At 66.5% G+C, this 18,884-nt stretch carries 22 protein-coding genes and 1 pseudogene; 10 read left to right on the top strand and 13 right to left on the bottom strand.

The features are described 5' to 3' along the window. The first annotated feature begins 14 nt into the window (after positions 1–14). The 9 genes from ctaD to K7W03_RS17620 all read left to right on the top strand — a co-directional run bounded on the left by ctaD (position 15) and on the right by K7W03_RS17620 (position 7,723). Positions 15–1,682: a cytochrome c oxidase subunit I gene (ctaD, locus tag K7W03_RS17655; protein ID WP_044661407.1), complete on the top strand. Its 1,668-nt coding sequence runs from the start codon at positions 15–17 to the stop codon at positions 1,680–1,682. Between the two features lie 117 nt (positions 1,683–1,799). After that, on the top strand, positions 1,800–2,720 hold the full coding sequence (locus tag K7W03_RS17650) for a heme o synthase (RefSeq protein WP_044661408.1): 921 nt from the start codon (positions 1,800–1,802) through the stop codon (positions 2,718–2,720). Continuing rightward, a complete protein-coding gene (locus K7W03_RS28125) occupies positions 2,717–2,848 on the top strand; it encodes a hypothetical protein (RefSeq protein ID WP_255308763.1) in 132 nt (43 codons plus the stop codon). The genes K7W03_RS17650 and K7W03_RS28125 overlap by 4 nt, the downstream gene beginning before the upstream one ends. Next, positions 2,848–3,423, top strand: a complete 576-nt coding sequence (locus K7W03_RS17645; RefSeq protein WP_025549338.1) for a cytochrome c oxidase assembly protein — start codon at positions 2,848–2,850, stop codon at positions 3,421–3,423. The genes K7W03_RS28125 and K7W03_RS17645 overlap by 1 nt, the downstream gene beginning before the upstream one ends. Before the next feature lie 36 nt (positions 3,424–3,459). After that, positions 3,460–4,290 carry a cytochrome c oxidase subunit 3 gene (locus K7W03_RS17640; RefSeq protein WP_025549339.1) on the top strand — a complete coding sequence of 277 codons (831 nt, stop codon included), beginning with the start codon at positions 3,460–3,462 and terminating at the stop codon, positions 4,288–4,290. A gap of 111 nt (positions 4,291–4,401) precedes the next feature. Continuing rightward, positions 4,402–4,773, top strand: coding sequence for a DUF983 domain-containing protein (locus tag K7W03_RS17635; protein ID WP_413469339.1), 372 nt, complete (start codon positions 4,402–4,404; stop codon positions 4,771–4,773). Continuing rightward, positions 4,770–5,396 (top strand): SURF1 family cytochrome oxidase biogenesis protein, encoded by a 627-nt coding sequence (locus K7W03_RS17630; protein WP_025549341.1) that lies wholly within the window; start codon positions 4,770–4,772, stop codon positions 5,394–5,396. Before K7W03_RS17635 ends, K7W03_RS17630 begins: the two co-directional genes overlap by 4 nt. Positions 5,397–5,439: 43 nt before the next feature. Then, positions 5,440–6,840 (top strand): threonine synthase, encoded by a 1,401-nt coding sequence (thrC, locus tag K7W03_RS17625; protein ID WP_044661411.1) that lies wholly within the window; start codon positions 5,440–5,442, stop codon positions 6,838–6,840. A gap of 1 nt (position 6,841) precedes the next feature. Next, positions 6,842–7,723 carry a class I SAM-dependent methyltransferase gene (locus K7W03_RS17620; protein WP_065847057.1) on the top strand — a complete coding sequence of 294 codons (882 nt, stop codon included), beginning with the start codon at positions 6,842–6,844 and terminating at the stop codon, positions 7,721–7,723. Between the two features lie 103 nt (positions 7,724–7,826). Here K7W03_RS17620 and K7W03_RS17615 read toward each other — a convergent pair whose 3' ends face one another. From K7W03_RS17615 to K7W03_RS17595, 5 genes are read right to left on the bottom strand one after another with little or no spacing between them, the layout of a single operon-like run. Further along, a complete protein-coding gene (locus K7W03_RS17615; RefSeq protein WP_025549344.1) occupies positions 7,827–8,444 on the bottom strand; it encodes a MarC family protein in 618 nt (205 codons plus the stop codon). After that, complete coding sequence (locus K7W03_RS17610; protein WP_048576251.1) at positions 8,441–9,109, bottom strand: hypothetical protein; 669 nt, start codon at positions 9,107–9,109, stop codon at positions 8,441–8,443. Before K7W03_RS17610 ends, K7W03_RS17615 begins: the two co-directional genes overlap by 4 nt. Then, the gene (gene folD / locus K7W03_RS17605) at positions 9,106–9,999 is read right to left on the bottom strand and encodes a bifunctional methylenetetrahydrofolate dehydrogenase/methenyltetrahydrofolate cyclohydrolase FolD (protein ID WP_025549346.1); all 894 of its coding nucleotides are present in this window, start codon (positions 9,997–9,999) and stop codon (positions 9,106–9,108) included. The genes K7W03_RS17610 and folD overlap by 4 nt, the downstream gene beginning before the upstream one ends. Next, on the bottom strand, positions 9,996–10,325 hold the full coding sequence (locus tag K7W03_RS17600; RefSeq protein WP_025549347.1) for a DUF167 family protein: 330 nt from the start codon (positions 10,323–10,325) through the stop codon (positions 9,996–9,998). Before K7W03_RS17600 ends, folD begins: the two co-directional genes overlap by 4 nt. Continuing rightward, positions 10,322–10,612: a YggT family protein gene (locus K7W03_RS17595; protein WP_007688568.1), complete on the bottom strand. Its 291-nt coding sequence runs from the start codon at positions 10,610–10,612 to the stop codon at positions 10,322–10,324. Before K7W03_RS17595 ends, K7W03_RS17600 begins: the two co-directional genes overlap by 4 nt. Positions 10,613–10,781: 169 nt before the next feature. Between K7W03_RS17595 and K7W03_RS17590 the strand changes: the two genes are divergently transcribed. Further along, positions 10,782–11,345 (top strand): GNAT family N-acetyltransferase, encoded by a 564-nt coding sequence (locus tag K7W03_RS17590; RefSeq protein WP_226870264.1) that lies wholly within the window; start codon positions 10,782–10,784, stop codon positions 11,343–11,345. A 55-nt stretch (positions 11,346–11,400) separates the two neighbouring features. On the opposite strand, the gene argB is transcribed toward K7W03_RS17590, so the two are convergent. The 8 genes and pseudogenes from argB to K7W03_RS17550 form a co-directional block, all read right to left on the bottom strand. Next, positions 11,401–12,318, bottom strand: a complete 918-nt coding sequence (gene argB, locus K7W03_RS17585) for an acetylglutamate kinase (RefSeq protein ID WP_025549349.1) — start codon at positions 12,316–12,318, stop codon at positions 11,401–11,403. A gap of 25 nt (positions 12,319–12,343) precedes the next feature. After that, positions 12,344–13,015 carry a queuosine precursor transporter gene (locus K7W03_RS17580; RefSeq protein ID WP_222886939.1) on the bottom strand — a complete coding sequence of 224 codons (672 nt, stop codon included), beginning with the start codon at positions 13,013–13,015 and terminating at the stop codon, positions 12,344–12,346. Positions 13,016–13,085: 70 nt separating this feature from the next. Continuing rightward, positions 13,086–13,595, bottom strand: coding sequence for a sterol desaturase family protein (locus tag K7W03_RS17575; RefSeq protein ID WP_222886948.1), 510 nt, complete (start codon positions 13,593–13,595; stop codon positions 13,086–13,088). 99 nt (positions 13,596–13,694) lie between these two features. Further along, entirely contained in the window at positions 13,695–14,453 is a 759-nt protein-coding gene (locus K7W03_RS17570; RefSeq protein ID WP_044661418.1) for a TorF family putative porin, read from the bottom strand. A 252-nt stretch (positions 14,454–14,705) separates the two neighbouring features. Then, positions 14,706–15,965, bottom strand: a complete 1,260-nt coding sequence (locus tag K7W03_RS17565; protein ID WP_222886938.1) for a mechanosensitive ion channel family protein — start codon at positions 15,963–15,965, stop codon at positions 14,706–14,708. Beyond that, the gene (metC, locus tag K7W03_RS17560) at positions 15,962–17,185 is read right to left on the bottom strand and encodes a cystathionine beta-lyase (protein WP_222886937.1); all 1,224 of its coding nucleotides are present in this window, start codon (positions 17,183–17,185) and stop codon (positions 15,962–15,964) included. The genes K7W03_RS17565 and metC overlap by 4 nt, the downstream gene beginning before the upstream one ends. After that, the gene (locus K7W03_RS17555; RefSeq protein WP_222886936.1) at positions 17,182–18,030 is read right to left on the bottom strand and encodes a sulfurtransferase; all 849 of its coding nucleotides are present in this window, start codon (positions 18,028–18,030) and stop codon (positions 17,182–17,184) included. Before K7W03_RS17555 ends, metC begins: the two co-directional genes overlap by 4 nt. Positions 18,031–18,125: 95 nt before the next feature. Next, positions 18,126–18,884: pseudogene (locus tag K7W03_RS17550) on the bottom strand (hypothetical protein); the annotation flags it as partial.

Raw genomic sequence — 18,884 nt, 5'->3', positions numbered from 1 at the left:
AGGGCATAGACGCCATGACCACCATTACCGCAGATCATCACGGCGATCATGCTCATGAGCATCATGACGCCGACCACAAGCCGGCCTTCTTCCAGCGTTGGTTCATGTCGACCAACCATAAGGACATCGGCACGCTCTACCTGATCTTCGCGATCATCGCCGGCATCATCGGCGGCGCGATTTCCGGCCTGATGCGCGCCGAACTGGCGCAGCCGGGCATCCAGTATCTCCAGACCTGGGCGCAGTTCAGCGACGGTCCCGAAGCGACGCTGGACCAGGCCTATCACCTGTGGAACGTGCTGATCACCGCCCACGGCCTCATCATGGTCTTCTTCATGGTGATGCCCGCGATGATCGGCGGCTTCGGCAACTGGTTCGTGCCGATCATGATCGGCGCGCCGGACATGGCGTTCCCGCGGATGAACAATATCAGCTTCTGGCTGCTCATCCCCGCCTTCGTCCTGCTCCTCGGCTCGACCTTCGTGCCCGGCGGCACCGGAAACGGCGCGGGCACCGGCTGGACGGTCTATGCGCCGCTCTCCACCAGCGGCTCGGCGGGGCCGGCGGTCGACATGGCGATCCTGTCGCTGCACATCGCGGGCGCCAGCTCGATCCTGGGCGCGATCAACTTCATCACGACCATCCTCAACATGCGCGCGCCGGGCATGACCCTGCACAAGATGCCGCTGTTCGTCTGGTCGGTGCTGGTCACCGCCTTCCTGCTGCTGCTGGCGCTTCCCGTGCTTGCCGCCGCGATCACCATGCTGCTGACCGACCGTAATTTCGGCACGACCTTCTACGATGCCGCCGGCGGCGGCGATCCGGAACTGTACCAGCATCTCTTCTGGTTCTTCGGCCACCCCGAAGTGTACATCATGATCCTGCCGGGCTTCGGCATCATCAGCCAGATCGTCTCGACCTTCAGCCGCAAGCCGGTCTTCGGCTATCTCGGCATGGCCTACGCCATGGTCGCGATCGGCGTCGTCGGTTTCGTCGTCTGGGCGCACCACATGTTCACCACCGGCATGTCGGTCAACGTGAAGATGTACTTCACCGCCGCCACCATGGTGATCGCGGTGCCGACCGGCATCAAGATCTTTTCCTGGATCGCGACGATCTGGGGCGGGTCGATCAGCTACAAGACCCCGATGGTCTGGGCTCTGGGCTTCATCTTCCTGTTCACCGTGGGTGGCGTCACCGGCGTGGTGCTGGCCAATGGCGGCGTGGACGACGTGCTGCACGACACCTATTATGTGGTCGCGCATTTCCACTATGTGCTGTCGCTGGGCGCGGTGTTCGGGCTGTTCGCCGGCTTCTACTACTGGTTCCCGAAGATGTCGGGCCGGATGTACAACGAGTTCCTCGGCCATCTGCACTTCTGGGTGTTCTTCGTCGGCGTGAACATGCTGTTCTTCCCGATGCACTTCCTCGGCCTGTCGGGCATGCCGCGCCGCTATCCCGACTATCCGGAAGCCTTCGCCTATTGGAACAAGGTCGCCAGCCACGGCTATGAGATCATGGCGGCCGGCATGCTGATCTTCTTCGTCAACCTTGTCTGGTCGCTGGTCGCCGGCAAGAAGGCGGAGGGCAATCCGTGGGGCGAAGGCGCCACGACGCTGGAATGGACCCTGTCCAGCCCGCCGCCCTTCCACCAGTTCGAGACGCTGCCGGTCATCGACTGACCGCAGGCAAGGGCGTTCCGGTTTGCCGGAACGCCCGGATTGGCGTAAAGGCCGCCAATCCCGGAATCAGGGCGATCCCGGCGCGGCCGTCGCGCCGGGTTGCCGCATGAGGAGATTATGGCAAGCACGCCGATCATGACCGAAGGTTCGGCTCCTGTGATTCCCGCGCACTGGCGGGACTTCGTCGCGCTGACCAAGCCCAGGGTGATGACGCTGGTCGTCTTTACCGGGCTGTGCGGTCTGCTCGCGGCGCCGGGACATATCCACCCGGTTCTGGCCTTCACGGCGATTCTCTGCATCGCGCTGGGCGCGGGCGCCGCGGCGACGCTCAACCAGTGGTATGAAGCCGACATCGACGCGAAGATGAAGCGCACGGCCAACCGGCCGCTGCCGGCCGGGCGGATGGACCGCCAGTCGGCGCTGCATTTCGGTGTCGGGCTCTCCTTCTTCTCGGTCCTGCTGATGGGCGTCGCGACCAACTGGCTGGCGGCGGCGGTGCTGACCGTGTCGATCCTCTTCTACGTCTTCGTCTACACCATCTGGCTCAAGCCCAGGACGGCGCAGAACATCGTCATCGGCGGCGCGGCGGGCGCCTTCCCCCCCGTCATCGGCTGGGCGGCGGTGACGGGCGACATCGGCGCCCTGCCGGTTGCGCTGTTCATGCTGATCTTCTTCTGGACGCCGCCCCATTTCTGGGCGCTGGCCCTGTTCGTGAAGACGGATTATGCCGCCGCCGGCATTCCCATGCTGCCGGTCGTTTCCGGCGAGGTGGCGACGCGGCGCCAGATCTGGTTCTACACCGCGATCATGGCCGTCGCCGCCATGGCGCCGGTCCTGCTGCGCCTCACCGGGCCCATCTATGGCACCACGGCCCTGCTCGGCACGGCGCTGTTCGTGGCCCTGGCCTTTCAGGTGTTCCGCCGGCGCGAGAGCGATCCCGCGCGCATGACCCCGGAAAAGCGCCTGTTCAAATATTCGGTCCTCTACCTCTTCCTCCTCTTCGGCGCGGTGGTCGTGGACCGCTGGGTGGCCGCATGACCCCCGAGGAAGACCGGCAGGTCCGCGCGCGGCAGAAATCCCGTGCCATCGTGACGGGCGTGCTGCTGGGCGCGCTGGTCATCCTTTTCTACGCGATCACCATCGCCAAGATCGGCGGCGGCCAGTGATGGCGAGCCTGCCGCCATCGCCTTTCGACCGGGACCGCCGCAACCGGCGGACCATGATCGGCATGGCGGGCGTCGGTCTCGCCATGCTGGGCCTGGGTTTCGCTTCCGTGCCGCTCTACCGCATGTTCTGCGAGCAGACCGGCTTCGGCGGCACCACGCAGCGGGCGGCCGCCGATGTGCAGGTCAGGGAAGCGGTGGGCCACCGCATGTCGATCCGCTTCGATTCCAATGTGGCGCCGGGCATGCCGTGGCAGTTCCATCCCGAACGCCGCACCCAGACCGTGACGGTCGGCGCGCGCAACATGGCGATCTTCGTGGCGAAGAACATGTCGGACAAGCCGGTGACGGGGACCGCGAGCTTCAACGTCACGCCGCTTCAGGCGGGCGCCTATTTCACCAAGATCCAGTGCTTCTGCTTCACCCAGCAAACGCTGCAGCCGGGGGAGCAGGTGCGCATGCCGGTGATCTATTATGTCGACCCGAAGATATTGACGGACGCCGACAATAAGGACACGCAGGAAATCACGCTCAGCTATACCTTCTATCCTGTTGAGCAGGACAAGAAGCCAAGCTAAGGCACAATCATAACGCGAACGGGGATGAGAAACGTCATGGCAGGCGCCAAGAACCACGATTATCATATTCTTCCGCCCAGCATCTGGCCCTTTTTCGGCTCCATGTCGGCGCTGGTCATGGCTTTCGGCGCGATCATGTGGATGCATCCCGATGCGCTGCCCGCCGGCGGCGGCTGGGTGTTCCTGATCGGCGTCGCGGGCGTGCTGTTCACCATGTACAGCTGGTGGGCCAATGTCATCGCGGAGGCGCATGCGGGCGATCATACGCCGGTGGTGCAGCTTCACCTGCGCTACGGCATGATCCTGTTCATCGCGTCGGAAGTCATGTTCTTCGTGGGCTGGTTCTGGTCCTTCTTCGACTTCTCGCTCTTCCCCAGCCAGTTGGCGCCGATCGAGGGCCTGTTCCCGTCGAAGGGCATCGAGGTGATGAACGCCTTCGAGCTGCCGCTGCTCAACACGCTGATCCTGCTCTGCTCGGGCACGACCGTCACCTGGGCGCACCATGCGCTGATCCACGGCGACCGCGAGGGGCTGAAGAAGGGGCTGACGCTGACGGTCATCCTGGGTGTCCTCTTCTCCTCCATCCAGGCCTATGAATATGCCCATGCACCGTTCCCCTTCGGCGGCAGCCCCTATAGCTCCGCCTTCTACATGGCGACGGGCTTCCACGGCTTCCACGTGCTGATCGGCACCATCTTCCTGCTGGTGAACCTGATCCGCGCGCACAGGGGCGACTTCACCCCGCGCCAGCATTTCGGTTTCGAGGCGGCTGCCTGGTACTGGCATTTCGTCGACGTGGTGTGGCTGTTCCTCTTCGTCGCCATCTATGTCTGGGGCGGCTGGGGCGCGCCGGTCCACGGCGGTTGATCCTTCCGCCGATGGATTTGCGAAAGACGGCCGGACCTGTTCCGGCCGTTTTCTTTTTCGGCGGCGGGCATTATGCCTGACCCCATGTCCTCGCTAGATCCTCAATCCCCCATGCCGCAGCCGCTGTTGATCGCTTCGGCCATGGGCGCCTGTCCGCGATGCGGCGCGTCGACGCTGTTCGCGGGGCCCGTTCGCTTTGCCGCTTCGTGCCGGTCCTGTGGGCTGGACTATGGCCAGTTCAATGTCGGGGACGGCCCTGCCGCCTTCCTGACGCTGATCATCGGCGCGCTGATGGTGGCGATGGCGCTGATGCTGGAATTGAAGGTCCACCCGCCGCTCTGGCTGCACATCCTGCTCTGGACGCCGCTGACCGTCCTGGCCGTGATCGGCAGCCTGCGGGTGGCGAAGGGCGCGCTGCTCATCCTGGAATATCGCAACAAGGCGCGCGAGGGACGGTTGACCGCCGGGGACCGCGAGGCATGAGCCGCCGCCTGCCTCTTGTCCCGACGCTGATCGTCGCGGCGGCGGTGCTGGTGATGATCGGCCTTGGCGTCTGGCAGCTTCAACGCCGGGCGGAGAAGGAGGCGACGCTGAGCCTGGTCGCGGCGAATCCGGCCAAGCCTGCCATCGCCTTTCCCGCCCATCCGCCCGTGCCGCCCGAACTTCTGTTCCGGCGCTCCTCCACCCACTGCCTTCGCGTCGTTCGTTGGCGCAGCGAAGCCGGGCGGGCCGCCGATGGATCGGTCGGCTACCGCTATATTGCCGAATGCGCGACGGGCATCGAGGGGCCGGGTGTGCTGGTGGCGGCGGGCGTCGCCAGGACGCCGGACGCCAAGCCCCAATGGCAGGGCGGTCAGATGCGCGGCTGGATCGGGGAGGAACCCGATCACCGCTCGCTCCTGTCGCGGATCGGCGGCCGGGCCATGCCCTTGCGGCCCATGCTGATCGCCGGAGAACCGGTGCCGGGTCTCAAGCCGCTGGCGCCGCCCACCGCCGCCGACGTGCCCAACAACCATCTGGCCTATGCCGTGCAATGGTTCTTCTTCGCCGGCATCGCGGCAGTCATCTACCTCCTCGCGTTGCGCAGACGGACGCCGCGACCTTAATGCTTGCCCGAAGGCGCGTCCGGCGTTACCGCGCTACCCCATCATGCACTATGTGAGCACCAGAGGGAGCGCGCCTGCGCTCGGGTTCGAGGATGTGACGCTGGCCGGGCTGGCGTCCGATGGCGGTCTCTATGTGCCGGAAAGCTGGCCCAGCTTCTCCGCAGACCAGATTCGCGCGCTTTCGGGCCTTTCCTATGTCGAAACGGCGGTACGGGTCATGGCGCCTTTCGTCGCCGGATCGCTGGGCGAAGAGGAATTGCGGGAGTTGTGCACCGCCGCCTATGGCCGGTTCAGCCATGACGCGGTGACGCCGCTGGTGCAGCTCAACCACCGGCATTGGCTGCTGGAGCTGTTCCACGGGCCGACGCTGGCGTTCAAGGATGTGGCGCTGCAACTGCTGGGCCAGTTGTTCGAGCGCTTCCTGTCGCGTCGGGACGACCATCTGACCATCGTCGGCGCGACGTCCGGCGACACCGGATCGGCGGCGATCGATGCGGTCGCCGGACGTGAGAAGATCGACATCTTCATGCTGCATCCGGACGGCCGCGTGTCGGACGTGCAGCGGCGGCAGATGACCACGGTGCTGGCGCCCAATGTCCACAATATCGCCATCGACGGCAGCTTCGACGACGCGCAGGCGCTGGTGAAGGCGATGTTCAACGACGCCGGCTTCGCGCGCCGTTTCAACCTGTCGGCGGTGAACAGCATCAACTGGGCCCGGCTGATGGCGCAGGTCGTCTATTATTTCTACGCCGCGGTTCGTCTGGGGGCGCCCGAACGCGCCATCGCCTTCTCCGTCCCCACCGGCAATTTCGGTGATGTGTTCGCGGGCTATGTCGCGGCGAAGATGGGCTTGCCGGTCGCGAAACTGATGGTCGCGACCAACGTCAACGACATCCTCCACCGCGCGCTGTCGGAGGGTGACTATAGCCAGGGGCAGGTGGTGGCGACCGCCACCCCCAGCATGGACATTCAGGTCAGTTCGAACTTCGAGCGGCTGCTGTTCGACGCGGGCGGGCGCGACGGCAGGGCGCTGGCGGAGCAGATGAAGGGATTCGAGGCGAGCAAGGCGATGCGCCTCACCAATGCGCAGCGGGACGGCGCATCGGCGCTGTTCGCGTCGGCGCGGGTCGATGCCGACGCCATGACCATGGCGATGCGCTGGGCCTATGACGCGGCGGGGCAGGTGATCGATCCGCACAGCGCGGTCGGCCTGGCGGCGGCGCGGGCGATCGACCTCGACCCGGCGGTGCCGGTGGTCACGCTGGCGACGGCGCATGCGGCCAAGTTCCCCACGGCGGTCGAGCGGGCCACGGGAATCCGCCCCTCGCTGCCTTCGCGCGTGGGCGACCTGTTCGCGCGGGAAGAGGCCTATGCCAAGCTGCCCGGCACCTTCGACGCGGTCACGGCCTATGTCGCGGAGCGGGCGACGCCGAGGGGCTGAGGTGAACCTCCAGACCCTTATAGGCGAGTCCTGGTCCGATTATGGCCTGATCGATTCGGGTCATGGGCGGAAGCTGGAGCGCTATGGCCGTTACCGCTTCATCCGGCCGGAGCCGCAGGCGATGTGGGCGCCGGCGCAGGACGATTGGCAGGCCGACGGCGAATTCGTCCCCGGTTCCGACGAGGAGGGCGGCGGGCGCTGGTTCTACGAGCGCCCCGTGCCGGCCGAAGGCTGGCCCCTGCGCTGGAACGAGGTGACGTTCCAGGCGAGTTGCACGCCCTTTCGCCATCTGGGCTTCTTTCCCGACATGGCGCCGGTCTGGGACTGGATGCGCGGCAAGGTCGCGGACAAGGTCAGCGCCGGGGATCAGGCGCAGGTGATGAACCTGTTCGGCTATACCGGCGTCGGCACGCTGGCCATGGCGGCGGCGGGCGCGCAGATGGTGCATGTCGATGCCTCCAAGAAGTCGGTGGCGCAGGCGCGGGCCAACGCCGCGCTGTCGGGGCTGGAGGACCGGCCGGTCCGCTGGATCGTCGACGATGCGGCGAAGTTCGTCGCGCGCGAGGTGCGGCGCGGGCGGCGCTATGACGGCATATTGCTCGATCCCCCCAAATATGGCCGTGGGCCCGATGGTGAGGTCTGGCGGCTGGAGGAGGATCTGCCGGGGCTGATCGCCCATTGCCGGCAATTGCTGGATGCGGACAGCCGCTTTCTGTTCCTGACCGTCTATGCCGTGCGCATGTCGGCGCTGGCCATCGGGGAATTGCTGCGCCAGGCCTTTGCCGATCTGCCGGGCACCGTGGAAGCGGGCGAACTGGCGGTGCGCGAAGAGGCGCGCGGATTGATGCTGCCCACCGCGATCTGGGCCCGGTGGAGCCGCTGAGTCCATTCCGTCATTGGGCGACGGGCGGCTGAAGTTTGTTCCGTCTGCGTGGTCCAGACGTGTCGACCGGGCTCCTGCCCGCTCCCGATTAACGCGGTGCGCTTTAGAAACTGGCCTTCAGCCCGTCGATCACGAACTGAGCGGCCAGTGCCGCCAGCAGGACGCCCAGCAGCCGCGTGATCACCGCTTCGATCTTGGCGCCGAGCAGCGCCATGATCGGCCCCGCCGCCAGCAGCGACCCCAGCATCAGCACCAGCGTCACGACCACCGCGCCGATCACCACCAGCCGCTCGCTCAGCCCTTCCGCCCGCGACATCAGCAGCATGACCGTGGCGATCGAACCCGGCCCGGCGATCATCGGCATCGCCATGGGGAAGACCGAAACATCCTCGACCTCGGGCGTTTCCGCGATCTTCTGGGCCCGGTCCTCTCGCCGCTGGGTGCGCTTTTCGAACACCATGTCCATGGCGATGATGAACAGCATGATCCCGCCCGCGATGCGGAAACTGTCAAGCTCTATTCCCAGCACGCCCAGCAACTGCTTGCCCCAGAGCGCGAACAGCAGCAGGATGCCTGCGGCGATGGCCACGGCGCGGATCGCCATGCCGCGCCGCTGAATCTGCGTCGCGCCGGTGGTGAGGCTGGCATAGATCGGCGCGCAGCCCGGCGGGTCGATCACCACGAACAGGGTGACGAAGGCGGAGATGAACAGTTCCGTCATTGCGCCGCGGCCACCCTGTCGTCGATCACCGTTTCATAGCCGGTGCCGTTCCACATGCGCACGGTCACGCGGCGGCTGCCGTCCGCGGCGGCCTCTGCGCTCCAGCTCAGGCTTTCGTCGCGGGGAGCCGGCTGTATCCCGCCCGTTTTGCGATCCGGAGGGGGAACGGCCGGCCGGGGGGCGTCGCCGGCGCGGCCGCGCTTGCAGGTCGCGACCTTGCCGATGAGGAATTCGGGCGCTTCACGGGCGCTGGCGAGCGTGTCGCCATGGTCCATGATCCATTTCCATTCGCCCTTCCTGTCCCGTTGCCAGATGGTGGTGAAATAGCCGACCGATCCGTCCGGCCGCTTCCAGCCGCCGGTGCTGGCCGCCAGATTGCCGTCGCAGGACACATAGATGGCCGACGGCGTCCAGCTTACCGGGGCGGGCGGATCGGCGCGGCCCTTCAGCCATTGCTTCGCCAGCACCCGCTGCGGCACGAACATCACCGCCTCGTCCGCCGCCGTTGCGCGGAAGGCGGTCCATTGCCCCTTCTGCTGCGCCAGCCGGTTGAAGGCGAGTTCGGCGGCGAATACGGAACTGGGATCGGGTTGATAACGCATGGGCGGGCGCGCGCCCACCAGCGCCGGCAATGTCAGGGCAAGAAGCGCGGCGCGCGCCTTCACAGCCCCTCCGGCTTGGGCAGTCCGGCCCGCGCATGCGCCGCCACCAGCGTATTGCGCAGCAGGACGGCGATGGTCATCGGCCCGACGCCGCCCGGCACCGGGGTGATGGCGCGGACATGCGCCAGCGCCTCTGCCGTGGCGACGTCGCCGACGATCCGGCTCTTGCCGTCATCCGTATCGGTGATGCGGTTGATGCCGACGTCGATCACGGTCGCGCCGGGCCTGATCCATTCGCCCTTCACCATTTCCGCCCGGCCCACGGCGGCGACGACGATGTCGGCGCGATGCACCACCGAGGCGATGTCCCGCGTGCGGCTGTGCGCGATGGTGACCGTGCAATTTTCCGCCAGCAGCAATTGCGCCATCGGCTTGCCCACGATGTTGGAGCGGCCGACGACCACCGCCTCCAGGCCGGAAAGGTCGCCCAGCTCATCCTTCAGCAGCATGATGCAGCCCAGCGGCGTGCAGGGCACCAGCGCCTCCTGCCCCGTGGCGAGCAGGCCCGAATTGACGACATGGAACCCATCCACATCCTTGGCGGGATCGATCGTGCCGATCACCGATGCTTCGTTGATGTGCGACGGCAGCGGCAACTGGACGAGGATGCCGTCCACCCGGTCGTCGGCATTCAGTTCCTCGACCAGGTCCAGCAATTCCTCCTCGCCTATGGAAGCGGGCAGCTTGAACTCCATGCTTTCCATGCCCACGGCGACGGTCATCTTGCCCTTGTTGCGGACATAGACGGAACTGGCCGGGTCCTCGCCCACCAGCACCACGGCCAGACCCGGCTTGCGTCCCGTCTTCGCTATGAAAGCGCCGACCCCGTCCGCGACCTTGCCGCGAAGCGTCTCCGCAAAGGCCTTGCCGTCGATGATCTTGCCGATGGTCATGATGCTTCACCCTGTTCTTCGATAATGGTGGAGAGCCGGCCATAGGCCAACGCTTCACCGCCCCCCTTGATCCGCAGCCGCTTTAGCCGGTTGGTGTCGCCCGATTCCAGCGAAATCGCGCTGCGGGGCCAATCCAGCCGCTTCGCCAGCAGCGCGATCAGCGCCGCATTGGCCTTGCCCTTTTCCGGCACGGCGCGGACGCGGGCGCTCAGCCACGCCGCGCCCCTGTCGTCCGTCCAGACGCCGCCGACCTCCTCCCGCGTCGCGCCCGGCGTCAGACGGACGGAGAGGAGGAGATCGTCGCCGTCCCGGCTCCAGACCGTCACACCAGCCCGAACAGCGGCGGCAATATGGCCTGGCGGATGATGAGGATGCCCAGCAGCACGACCATGGGCGACAGGTCGAGCGCGCCCAGGTCCGGCAGCACCCGGCGGATGGGATTGTAGATGGGCGCCGTCATCCGATCCAGCGCGACCATCACGGTGCGCACGAAATCATTGGAGAGATTGACGACATTGAAGGCGATCAGCCAGCTCATGATGGCCTGGATGATGATGATCCACCACAGCACATCGAGCAGGATGACGATGATCTGATAGAGGGCGTAGGCCATGCGATCTCCGAATTGATGGGCATTCGCTCTAGAGCGATTTCAAGCCGGATGGAACATCAGACGGCCCGGAAATCGCGGAAAGCAAAGCTGATGGAGCCGAGGGGATGCCTGCATCGCCAGCGCGGTGGGGGATTATTCCACCAGATGCAAGGCCCGTTCGGCCAGCGGCATGGATTTCGCCGGCCCCGCCGCTATACCCCGCCCCATGGAATTTCGCGACGCCACGCCCGAGGACGCTCCGCTGATCGCCGCCTGCCATGTGGCAAGCTGGCGCGGCGCCTATGCGCATTTCATGGACCCGGCCTATCTGGCGGGCGGGATCGAGGCGGAGCGATTGGCGCATTGGAGGCGGCGGCTGGCCGAAGCAGCGCCCACACAGCGGATCATCGTCGCGGAAGAGGAGGGGCGGCCGGTCGGCTTCGCCTGCCTGGTCGGCGCGGATCATCCGCGCTGGGGCACGCTGGTCGACAATCTCCATGCCCTGCCGGACGCCAGGGGCAAGGGGCTGGGCAGCGCCTTGTTGGCCGAGGCGGCCCGATGGTCGCTGGAGCATTTCCCCGGAAGCGGCCTGTACCTCTGGTGCTATGCCGACAATCATGCGGCGCGGGGATTTTATGGGCATCGCGGCGGGCTCGTGGTGGAAAACACGGCCAAAGCCGGTCCCGATGGGCGCACCTTGCCGGAGCAGCGCTATCATTGGGCCGATCCGGCGCTGCTTCTCAAGGGACGTTGAAGAGGCAGATGAGTGTGCTCCTGCGCGGGCGGGAGCACATGGCCTTACCGTCCGATCACCGGTGCACCAACGTGCCCGCACCGCGATCGGTGAAGATTTCCAGCAGCATCGCATGCGGCACCCGGCCGTCGAGGATGACGGCGGCGTCCACCCCGCCTTCCACCGCACGGACGCAGGTTTCCAGCTTCGGGATCATGCCGCCGCTGATGGTGCCGTCCTCCTCCAGTCCCTGGATCGCCGCCGGGTCGAGATCGGTCAGCAACTGGCCCTGCTTGTCCAGCACGCCCGCCACGTCGGTGAGGAGGAAGAAGCGCGACGCCTGCAATTCCGCCGCTATGGCCCCTGCCATGGTGTCGGCATTGACATTGTAGGTGTGCCCGTCCGCGCCGATGCCCACCGGCGCGACCACCGGAATGATCCCGTTCTGCGTCAGCGTGTCGAGGATGCTGCGGTCGACCCGCACCGGATCGCCGACAAAACCCAGGTCGACATTGCGTTCTATGCCGGAATTGGGGTCCGCCTCCCGCTTGCCCAGCACCTTTTCGCAGAGGACCAGGCCGCCATCCTTGCCCGAAATGCCGACCGCGCGGCCGCCAGCGCCGGAGATCCAGCCCACGATCTCCTTGTTGATCGATCCGGCCAGCACCATTTCCGCGATCTGCGCGGTTTCCTTGTCAGTGACGCGCAGGCCGCCGACGAACTGCGATTCGACGCCCAGCTTCTTCAGCATCGCGCCGATCTGCGGTCCGCCGCCATGGACGACGACGACATTGATGCCGACCGCCTTCATCAGCACGACATCCTCCGCGAAATCGCGCGCCGCCTCCGGATCGCCCATGGCATGGCCGCCATATTTCACGACGAAGGTCTTGCCCGCATATCGCTGCATATAGGGCAATGCTTCGACGAGGGTTTCGGCCTTGGCGAGGAGCGCCGGATCGGGGGCGTGCTTGCTGTTCATGCGCGGGCGCATAGGGCACTATGCGCCCAGCCGCAAGCTAACGATCCAGCCGCCGCCCCAGCGCGACCAGCGCATAGATGACGGGCGGCACCAGCAGCGCCGACAGCGTGATCTTCGCCAGCATCTGGCCCAGCAGCAGCTCTCCGATCGGGAACACGCCGTAAAAGGCGATGGAGACGAAGAGCAGGGTATCCGCGATCTGCGACAATATGCTTGCGACCGCGGCGCGCAGCCAGAGCAGGCGGCTGCCCTCCCGCCCCTTGAGCGCGGCGAAGAGGGTGACGTTCAGCGTCTGCGAAATGCCATAGGCGATGATCCCGCCCAGCCAGATGCGCGGCGTGCCGCCCATCATCAGCGCGAAGGCGTCGCGCCTTGCCGGGTCCATGTTGCTGGCGGCGGGCACGGACAGCACGACGATGGACAGCAATATGGAGGCGATCAGCGGCAGGAAGCCCACCTGCACCAGCCGGTTGGCGACGGCGCGGCCATGCAGTTCCGCCACGGCGCTGGAAATCGTCACCAGCAGCAGGAAGGCGAATATGCCTGCCTCCACCGCCAGCGGACCAAGGCCGAACCAGGGACCGATGGCGGACAGCGGCCCCAGCGTCACCTGTTTGTTGCCGAGCACGCCCGCAATGCAGACCATGCCGCCGTAGAAGATCGAAAAGACGAAAAGCGAACGCGCAATGGGCGCGGGATGCGAAGCCATTGCCGGCACTTACCGGGGTTTCGGCGGAGTGGGAAGTGCTTAGAAGGCGGGGCAGCTTCCGTTCGCCCGTTCAGCTTTCCAAAACGCCCTTGGCGGCGCGCAGCCCCACCTTGCCGTTCCGCGCGAGTGTGCGTTTCAACACTTCCGGACTCGGCGCGACGAGGAAGCCGAAGCTGACGCAGCCCTGTTTCGTCTCCACCGCATGGTGCAGGCGATGGGCCTGGACGATCCGCTTCATATAGGCGGAGCGGGGGACGTGGCGATGGCCGATGCGGCGATGGACGATGATGTCGTGGAAGCCGAGATAGATGGCGCCATAGGCCGCGATGCCGGCGCCCATCGCCGTCGCCCAGTCGCCCCACTGCCACTGCACGCCGCCCAGCAGCAGCAGGATGGAGGGCATGGCGAAGATCACGAAATAGAGGTCGTTCGCTTCCCAGCGGCCGGTGCGTTCCCGATGGTGGCTGGCGTGCAGGAACCAGCCCGGCCCGTGCATCACCCAGCGGTGCATGACATAGGCGAAGCCCTCCATCGCGGCGACTGTCGCGAGGAAGATGAGGATGAGCGAAAGGGCGGTCATCGGCGCATTATAGGTTGCGACCTGCATGCAGGCGAGCTGCAAAGGACAAAAAAAGGCCGCGACCGAATGGATCGCGGCCCTTCGTAACTTGTCGTGCGATCAGAAGGACGCGGTAACCGAACCTACCACGCCGCCCCTGGCGGCATCGCGGAAGTTGCCAGCGCCAGCATTCGGCCGGAAATGGGTGTCGGTGTCCACATAGCTGACGCCGAAGGTCAAATGGCTCCAGGTGTAGGTCGCGCCGATGCTCCAGTCGGTATAGCCTTTGCCCACGGGAACGAGATAGCTCGGCCCGAAGCTGTGGCCCAGATGTGCCGACACGCCCAGCGGGGAATTCGGAATGCTGGCCGACAGGTCACCGGCAAGGTACAGATTGTCTTCCTTGTGAACGCCGTCGACGGTGAGCGCCTTGGCCTTGGGAGCATAGTTGGCGGTCAATTTGGCGGTCGCCGGGCCGAAGGTGCCCTTGATCGATGCATAAGGCTCGACGAAGTCGGTGTTGCCGCCGCCCGAGCCGGGATAGTAATAATAGAGTACGCCGACATCGAACGTGGCCGCGCCGACGGTCTTGGAGTAACCGGCGATCAGGTCAAGTTCCTGATCGCTGCCAGCGGCGACATAGTCATCGATCGAGCTGCCCCAGGTCGAGACGTAGAAGCCCGAACTGTGCGTCACGGTGAGGCCGCCCTGCAATGCGAAGCGCTTGTCCGTCTGCGAAATGCCGCGGAAGCGATAATCCGTGACCACGGCAGCGTTGCCGGTCACGGTGAGATCCGGAGTGGGCTCGTCCTGAGCGAAGGCCGGTGCCGACATGGCGGCAAGGGCAAGGGCCGAGAGGCCGAGTATGGACTTACGCATATGATTTCCCCTTGATGGTATCTGCGATCGTCCCACCTGCGTCATGGTCCCGGATCTCTATCGCCCTGCACGGGATGGACCGGGTTGCCTCAACGAAGGAGGGGATGCCTTTCCCCGCTGCGGCGCACAAGATTTTATTGCTAGTCGATGAAGTTTGCTGCTGTAATGTTGCTGGTCTGCAACAAAATCAGGCATGATTATGGCACCGGGCGCGGCCGCGCACGGTTTTTGCCGCAATTCGGGACGGGCCGGCTAGGGGAAAAGGGGCGCTGAATCCCGCGCCGCGTGAATGACGCGCTGCGGATAGGGGATGGTGATGCCATGTTCGCGGAACAGCAGCCAGAGCCGGCCGAGCACATCGGACTTCACATTGCCGACGCCGCTTTCCGGGTCGCTGATCCACACCAATATGTCATGTTCGACCCGGTTCTCGCCAAAGGCGGTGAGCCAGACATTGGGCTTGGGATTGCGGAGCACGCGGGGGCTTTCCTGCGCGGCGCGCAGCATCAGTTCCTGCGCCAGCTTCAGGTCGCTGTCATAACCGATGCCGACGGGGATGCGGACGCGGACGTTGCGGTCGGAATAGGACCAGTTCTCCACCTCCTGCGTCATCAGGTTTTCGTTCGGGATCAGATGTTCCTTGCCGTCGCGGGTGATGACGCTGACGGCGCGCACGCCGATCTTGTTCACCCAGCCGAAGCTGTCGCCCACGACGATGACGTCGCCCGGCTTGATCGATCGGTCCATCAGCAGGATGATCCCGGCGATCAGATTGCCGAATGTCTTCTGCAGGCCGAAACCCACGGCCAGCCCCAGCGCGCCGGAGAAGACGGTGAAGGCGGTGAGGTCTATCCCCAGCAGGTCGACGCCGATGAAGAAGGCGGCGACGACCACGACGATGGCGGCCAGCTTCTGCGCCAGCAGCTTCTGCGTGGCGTCCAGTCCATGGGCGCGGCTGATGCTGCGTCCGACGATGCGGTTGGCCAGGCGGACCAGGGCGAACAGCGCGACGCAGATCGCGGCCATGCTGACCAGCCCGAGCAGGGAGACGCGCCGCCTGCCGAGGTCGAGGCCCACGCCGTCCAGCATGTCCGCCACCGGGGCGAAGCCGCCGCTGCTGCCGGAAAGGACCATCACGAACAGCAGCAGGGCGATCGGCAGCACGGCAAGGCGCGCTATGGCGAGGCTGCGCAATATGTGCACGGCCAGCAGCGAGAGGGACAGGGCGAGCGCGGCGCTCAGGATCAGATGGGCGAAGTCCCCGATCGGCCAGAAGGCGACGGCCAGGGTCATGACGAGGGCGGCGATGGCGTGGCGCAGGATCGGGCGCAGATGCCCCGCCAGCGCCTCCCCCAGGGCGCGGAAGCGGTGACGCAGGCGCGGCGAGGCGAACCGGGCGACGGCGCTGGCGACCAGATGGATGGCGACGGCCAGCGCCAGCGCGACCAGGGGATGGACGATGGCGGGATCGCCCGGCAACAGGGACAGGAGATCGGGCAAGCCCGGCGTCATCCGCGCATGGCCCGGAAGCGGGCAAGGCCCGCGTCGAGATCGGCTATCAGGTCGTCGCTGTCCTCCAGCCCGATCTGGAGCCGGACGAGCGGCCCCTCCGCCTGCCAGGCGGTGGCGGTGCGGTAGCGCGCCGGATCGACGGGCAGGGCGAGGCTTTCGAAGCCGCCCCAGCTATAGCCGATGCCGAAATGGGCGAGACCGTCGATCAGGGCGGCGCGGGCCTTTTCATCGCCGCCCTTGAGGACGAAGCTGAACAGGCCGCTGGAGCCGGTGAAATCGCGTTGCCACAGGGCATGACCGGGGCAGGAGGGCAGGGCCGGGTGGAGGACGCGGGCGACATCGGGCTGCTGCGACAGCCATTGCGCGATGCGCAGGGCGCTGGCCTGGTGCTGGTTGAGGCGGACGCCCAGGGTGCGCAGGCCCCGCGCGGCGAGCCAGGCGTCGTCGGGGCTGGTCATCTGGCCAAACAGATAGGCGGCCTGGCGGATTTTCGGGAAGAAGGCCGGGGTGGCCGTCGCCGATCCGATCATCACGTCGCTATGGCCGACGATATATTTGGTGCAGGCGAGGATGCTGATGTCGACGCCATGGCTGAGCGCCGGGAAGAACCAGGGCGTGGCCCAGGTGTTGTCGATCAGGGTCGCGATGCCCCGGTCGCGGGCTATGGCGGTGATGGCGGGAACGTCCTGCACCTCGAAGGTCAGGCTGCCGGGGCTTTCCAGGAAGATGGCGCGGGTGGCGTCGGTGATGAGGTCCGCGATCCCGGCGCCCACGGTCGGGTCGTAATAGACCGTCTCTATGCCGAGCGGACACAGCATCTGCTCGCAGAAATTGCGGGTCGGGTCATAGGCGCTGTCGACCATCAGGAGCTGGTCGCCGGGTTTCAGCACCGCCATCAGCGCGCAGGCGATGGCCGCCACGCCCGATGGGTAGAGCATGGTGCCTTCGGCGCCCGGCTCCATTTCGGTGAGGGCGTCCGACAGGCTCCATGCCGTCGGCGTGCCCTTGCGCCCGTAGAACAGGCGTTCATGCGTGCTGCGCCCCGCCGCGCTGCGCAGATGCGCGACATCGTCGTAGAGAATGGTGGAGGCCCGCCAGACCGGCGGGTTGACGATGCCGCCGGGCTGGCCCGGCATGCCCGTCCATTCGGGCTTGCGGCCTGCCTGTGCGATCTGGGTCAGGGGCTTGCGGTCGCGCGGCTTGTCGGCATCCTGGCTCATGCGGCGGGGCCGGTCGCTTTCGGCGTGGCCGGGTCCAGCCCCCATTCGGACCAGCTTCCGTCATAGAGGGTGACGTCGGTCTTGCCGAGCAGTTCGAGGCCCGCGAGCAGGATCGCCGCCGTCACGCCGCTGCCGCAGCTCGTGATGATCGGACGGTCGAAATCGGTCCCGGCGTCGAGGAACAGGCGGCGAAGGTCCTCGCCCCGCTTCATGCTGTTGTCGGCATGATAGAAGATGGAGGAGGGAATGTTGCGGCTGCCCGGAATATGGCCCGACGCCATGCCGGGGCGGGGCTCCTTCTCCTCCCCCGCGAAGCGCGCCGCGCCGCGTGCGTCGAGCACCTGTTCGGCCTGGCTTTCGAGGTTGGCGACAAGATCCTCCTTGGTGCGGACCTGCCCGACGGCGCGTTTCGCAACGGCATTGCCGGGCCGTGGCGGCGGCATGCCGCTTTCCGTCGGCCGTCCCTCCGCCAGCCATTTGGGCAGGCCGCCGTCGAGGATCGCCGCGCCCTTGCCCACGCCATAGAGGCGCATCATCCACCAGCCGCGCGCCGCGCTGTGGGTGGGGCTGTTGTCATAGACGACGATCCGGCTGTCCGCGTCGATGCCCAGCCGGCGGCAGCGCTCCGTCATGAAATCGTCGGTCGGCAGCATGCCGGGGCGCGGATCTTCCGCGTCGGCGAGGCTGGGCAGGTCGAGGAACGCGGCGCCGGGGATATGGACGGCCTCGAACTCGGCCCCGGGATCGCGGGGCACGCCGGGAAGGAACAGGCTGGCGTCGACGATCCGGAGGTCGGGCTTGCCCAATTCTCCCTCAAGCCAGTCGGTCGATACCAATATGTCCATGCGTGCCCTTGCTCCCTCGCTCGTTCGGCCACCTGCATGGGTGGCGCAGAGCCATTCTAGGAGCGGCGGGCAGAGGTGGGAAGGGCCGATTGGCCTTAGCTGGAGAGGTTGAGCGCGGTCGCGCGGCTGCCGGGGGTGCGGTATTGGCGCGGGCCAAGGTCAAGGCGGAAGGGGGAGAGGCGCTCGACCGGGGGCGATTGTTCTTCCCCGACGATGAAGACGCTGCCGCTGCGTCCCGTGCCTTCGCGGTCGCCTGTCCAGCTATAACGGGCGTCGAAGGCGATCAGCGGGATCAGCAGGGCCCGCTGGCCCATGGGAATGGCGGCTATCGCCTGCGCGTCCAGGCGCATTTCCCCGCTGAGCTTCTGCGTCTCGCCGGGCGCGATGGATACCACCGAATGGACAGGGAGGCCGGTTTCGCCCGCGAAGAATGGCTGGAACAGCGCCTGTTGCTGCGCATCGGCATTGGCGATCAGGCTGCGGACCAGGATGTCCTCCGCCGTGCGGCTGCCGCGATTGTGGAGCGTCAGCCGGTAGGCGATGGTCGCGCCCAGCAACGTCAGGCGGGCGGCCTGCACGTCCATGGCGAGATCGATCCATGGGCGGTCGGCATCGTCCGGCGCGGGCTTGGGTTCGGGCGGGGCAGGCATTGCCCCGGCTTGCGGCGGGGGTGCAGCCGGCACGGGCGGCGGCGCGGCTTCGGCTTCGTAGGGCGGTTCCTCCGCCGCGCCCTGCTTGCGGCGGCGCAGCCGGAAGCGGGCCCCGATCAGCAGGACGGCGGCGACCGCTGCGGCGGCGGCGATCCAGGGCCATGTGGGCGCGGGGGGCTGCTGAGGCGGGCCCAGCGGCGCCGG

Source organism: Sphingobium sp. PNB (genome assembly GCF_019873065.1).
Lineage (GTDB): Bacteria > Pseudomonadota > Alphaproteobacteria > Sphingomonadales > Sphingomonadaceae > Sphingobium > Sphingobium fuliginis.
Note: the sequence above shows the minus strand (reverse complement) of the source record. Positions and strands in the feature narration are given on the sequence as shown.

What these genes read in the sequence shown, in the direction of transcription:
- ctaD (WP_044661407.1), top strand. Translation starts at nt 15, where the DNA reads ATGACCACCATTACCGCAGATCATCACGGCGATCATGCTCATGAGCAT.
- K7W03_RS17580 (WP_222886939.1), bottom strand. Translation starts at nt 13,015, where the DNA reads ATGGCTTCGCATCCCGCGCCCATTGCGCGTTCGCTTTTCGTCTTTTCG.
- thrC (WP_044661411.1), top strand. Translation starts at nt 5,440, where the DNA reads ATGCACTATGTGAGCACCAGAGGGAGCGCGCCTGCGCTCGGGTTCGAG.
- folD (WP_025549346.1), bottom strand. Translation starts at nt 9,999, where the DNA reads ATGACCATCGGCAAGATCATCGACGGCAAGGCCTTTGCGGAGACGCTT.
- K7W03_RS17630 (WP_025549341.1), top strand. Translation starts at nt 4,770, where the DNA reads ATGAGCCGCCGCCTGCCTCTTGTCCCGACGCTGATCGTCGCGGCGGCG.
- metC (WP_222886937.1), bottom strand. Translation starts at nt 17,185, where the DNA reads ATGAGCCAGGATGCCGACAAGCCGCGCGACCGCAAGCCCCTGACCCAG.
- K7W03_RS17570 (WP_044661418.1), bottom strand. Translation starts at nt 14,453, where the DNA reads ATGCGTAAGTCCATACTCGGCCTCTCGGCCCTTGCCCTTGCCGCCATG.
- K7W03_RS17565 (WP_222886938.1), bottom strand. Translation starts at nt 15,965, where the DNA reads ATGACGCCGGGCTTGCCCGATCTCCTGTCCCTGTTGCCGGGCGATCCC.
- K7W03_RS17555 (WP_222886936.1), bottom strand. Translation starts at nt 18,030, where the DNA reads ATGGACATATTGGTATCGACCGACTGGCTTGAGGGAGAATTGGGCAAG.
- K7W03_RS28125 (WP_255308763.1), top strand. Translation starts at nt 2,717, where the DNA reads ATGACCCCCGAGGAAGACCGGCAGGTCCGCGCGCGGCAGAAATCCCGT.
- K7W03_RS17645 (WP_025549338.1), top strand. Translation starts at nt 2,848, where the DNA reads ATGGCGAGCCTGCCGCCATCGCCTTTCGACCGGGACCGCCGCAACCGG.
- K7W03_RS17590 (WP_226870264.1), top strand. Translation starts at nt 10,782, where the DNA reads ATGGATTTCGCCGGCCCCGCCGCTATACCCCGCCCCATGGAATTTCGC.
- K7W03_RS17640 (WP_025549339.1), top strand. Translation starts at nt 3,460, where the DNA reads ATGGCAGGCGCCAAGAACCACGATTATCATATTCTTCCGCCCAGCATC.
- K7W03_RS17650 (WP_044661408.1), top strand. Translation starts at nt 1,800, where the DNA reads ATGGCAAGCACGCCGATCATGACCGAAGGTTCGGCTCCTGTGATTCCC.
- K7W03_RS17595 (WP_007688568.1), bottom strand. Translation starts at nt 10,612, where the DNA reads ATGGCCTACGCCCTCTATCAGATCATCGTCATCCTGCTCGATGTGCTG.
- K7W03_RS17635 (WP_413469339.1), top strand. Translation starts at nt 4,402, where the DNA reads ATGCCGCAGCCGCTGTTGATCGCTTCGGCCATGGGCGCCTGTCCGCGA.
- K7W03_RS17575 (WP_222886948.1), bottom strand. Translation starts at nt 13,595, where the DNA reads ATGACCGCCCTTTCGCTCATCCTCATCTTCCTCGCGACAGTCGCCGCG.
- argB (WP_025549349.1), bottom strand. Translation starts at nt 12,318, where the DNA reads ATGCGCCCGCGCATGAACAGCAAGCACGCCCCCGATCCGGCGCTCCTC.
- K7W03_RS17615 (WP_025549344.1), bottom strand. Translation starts at nt 8,444, where the DNA reads ATGACGGAACTGTTCATCTCCGCCTTCGTCACCCTGTTCGTGGTGATC.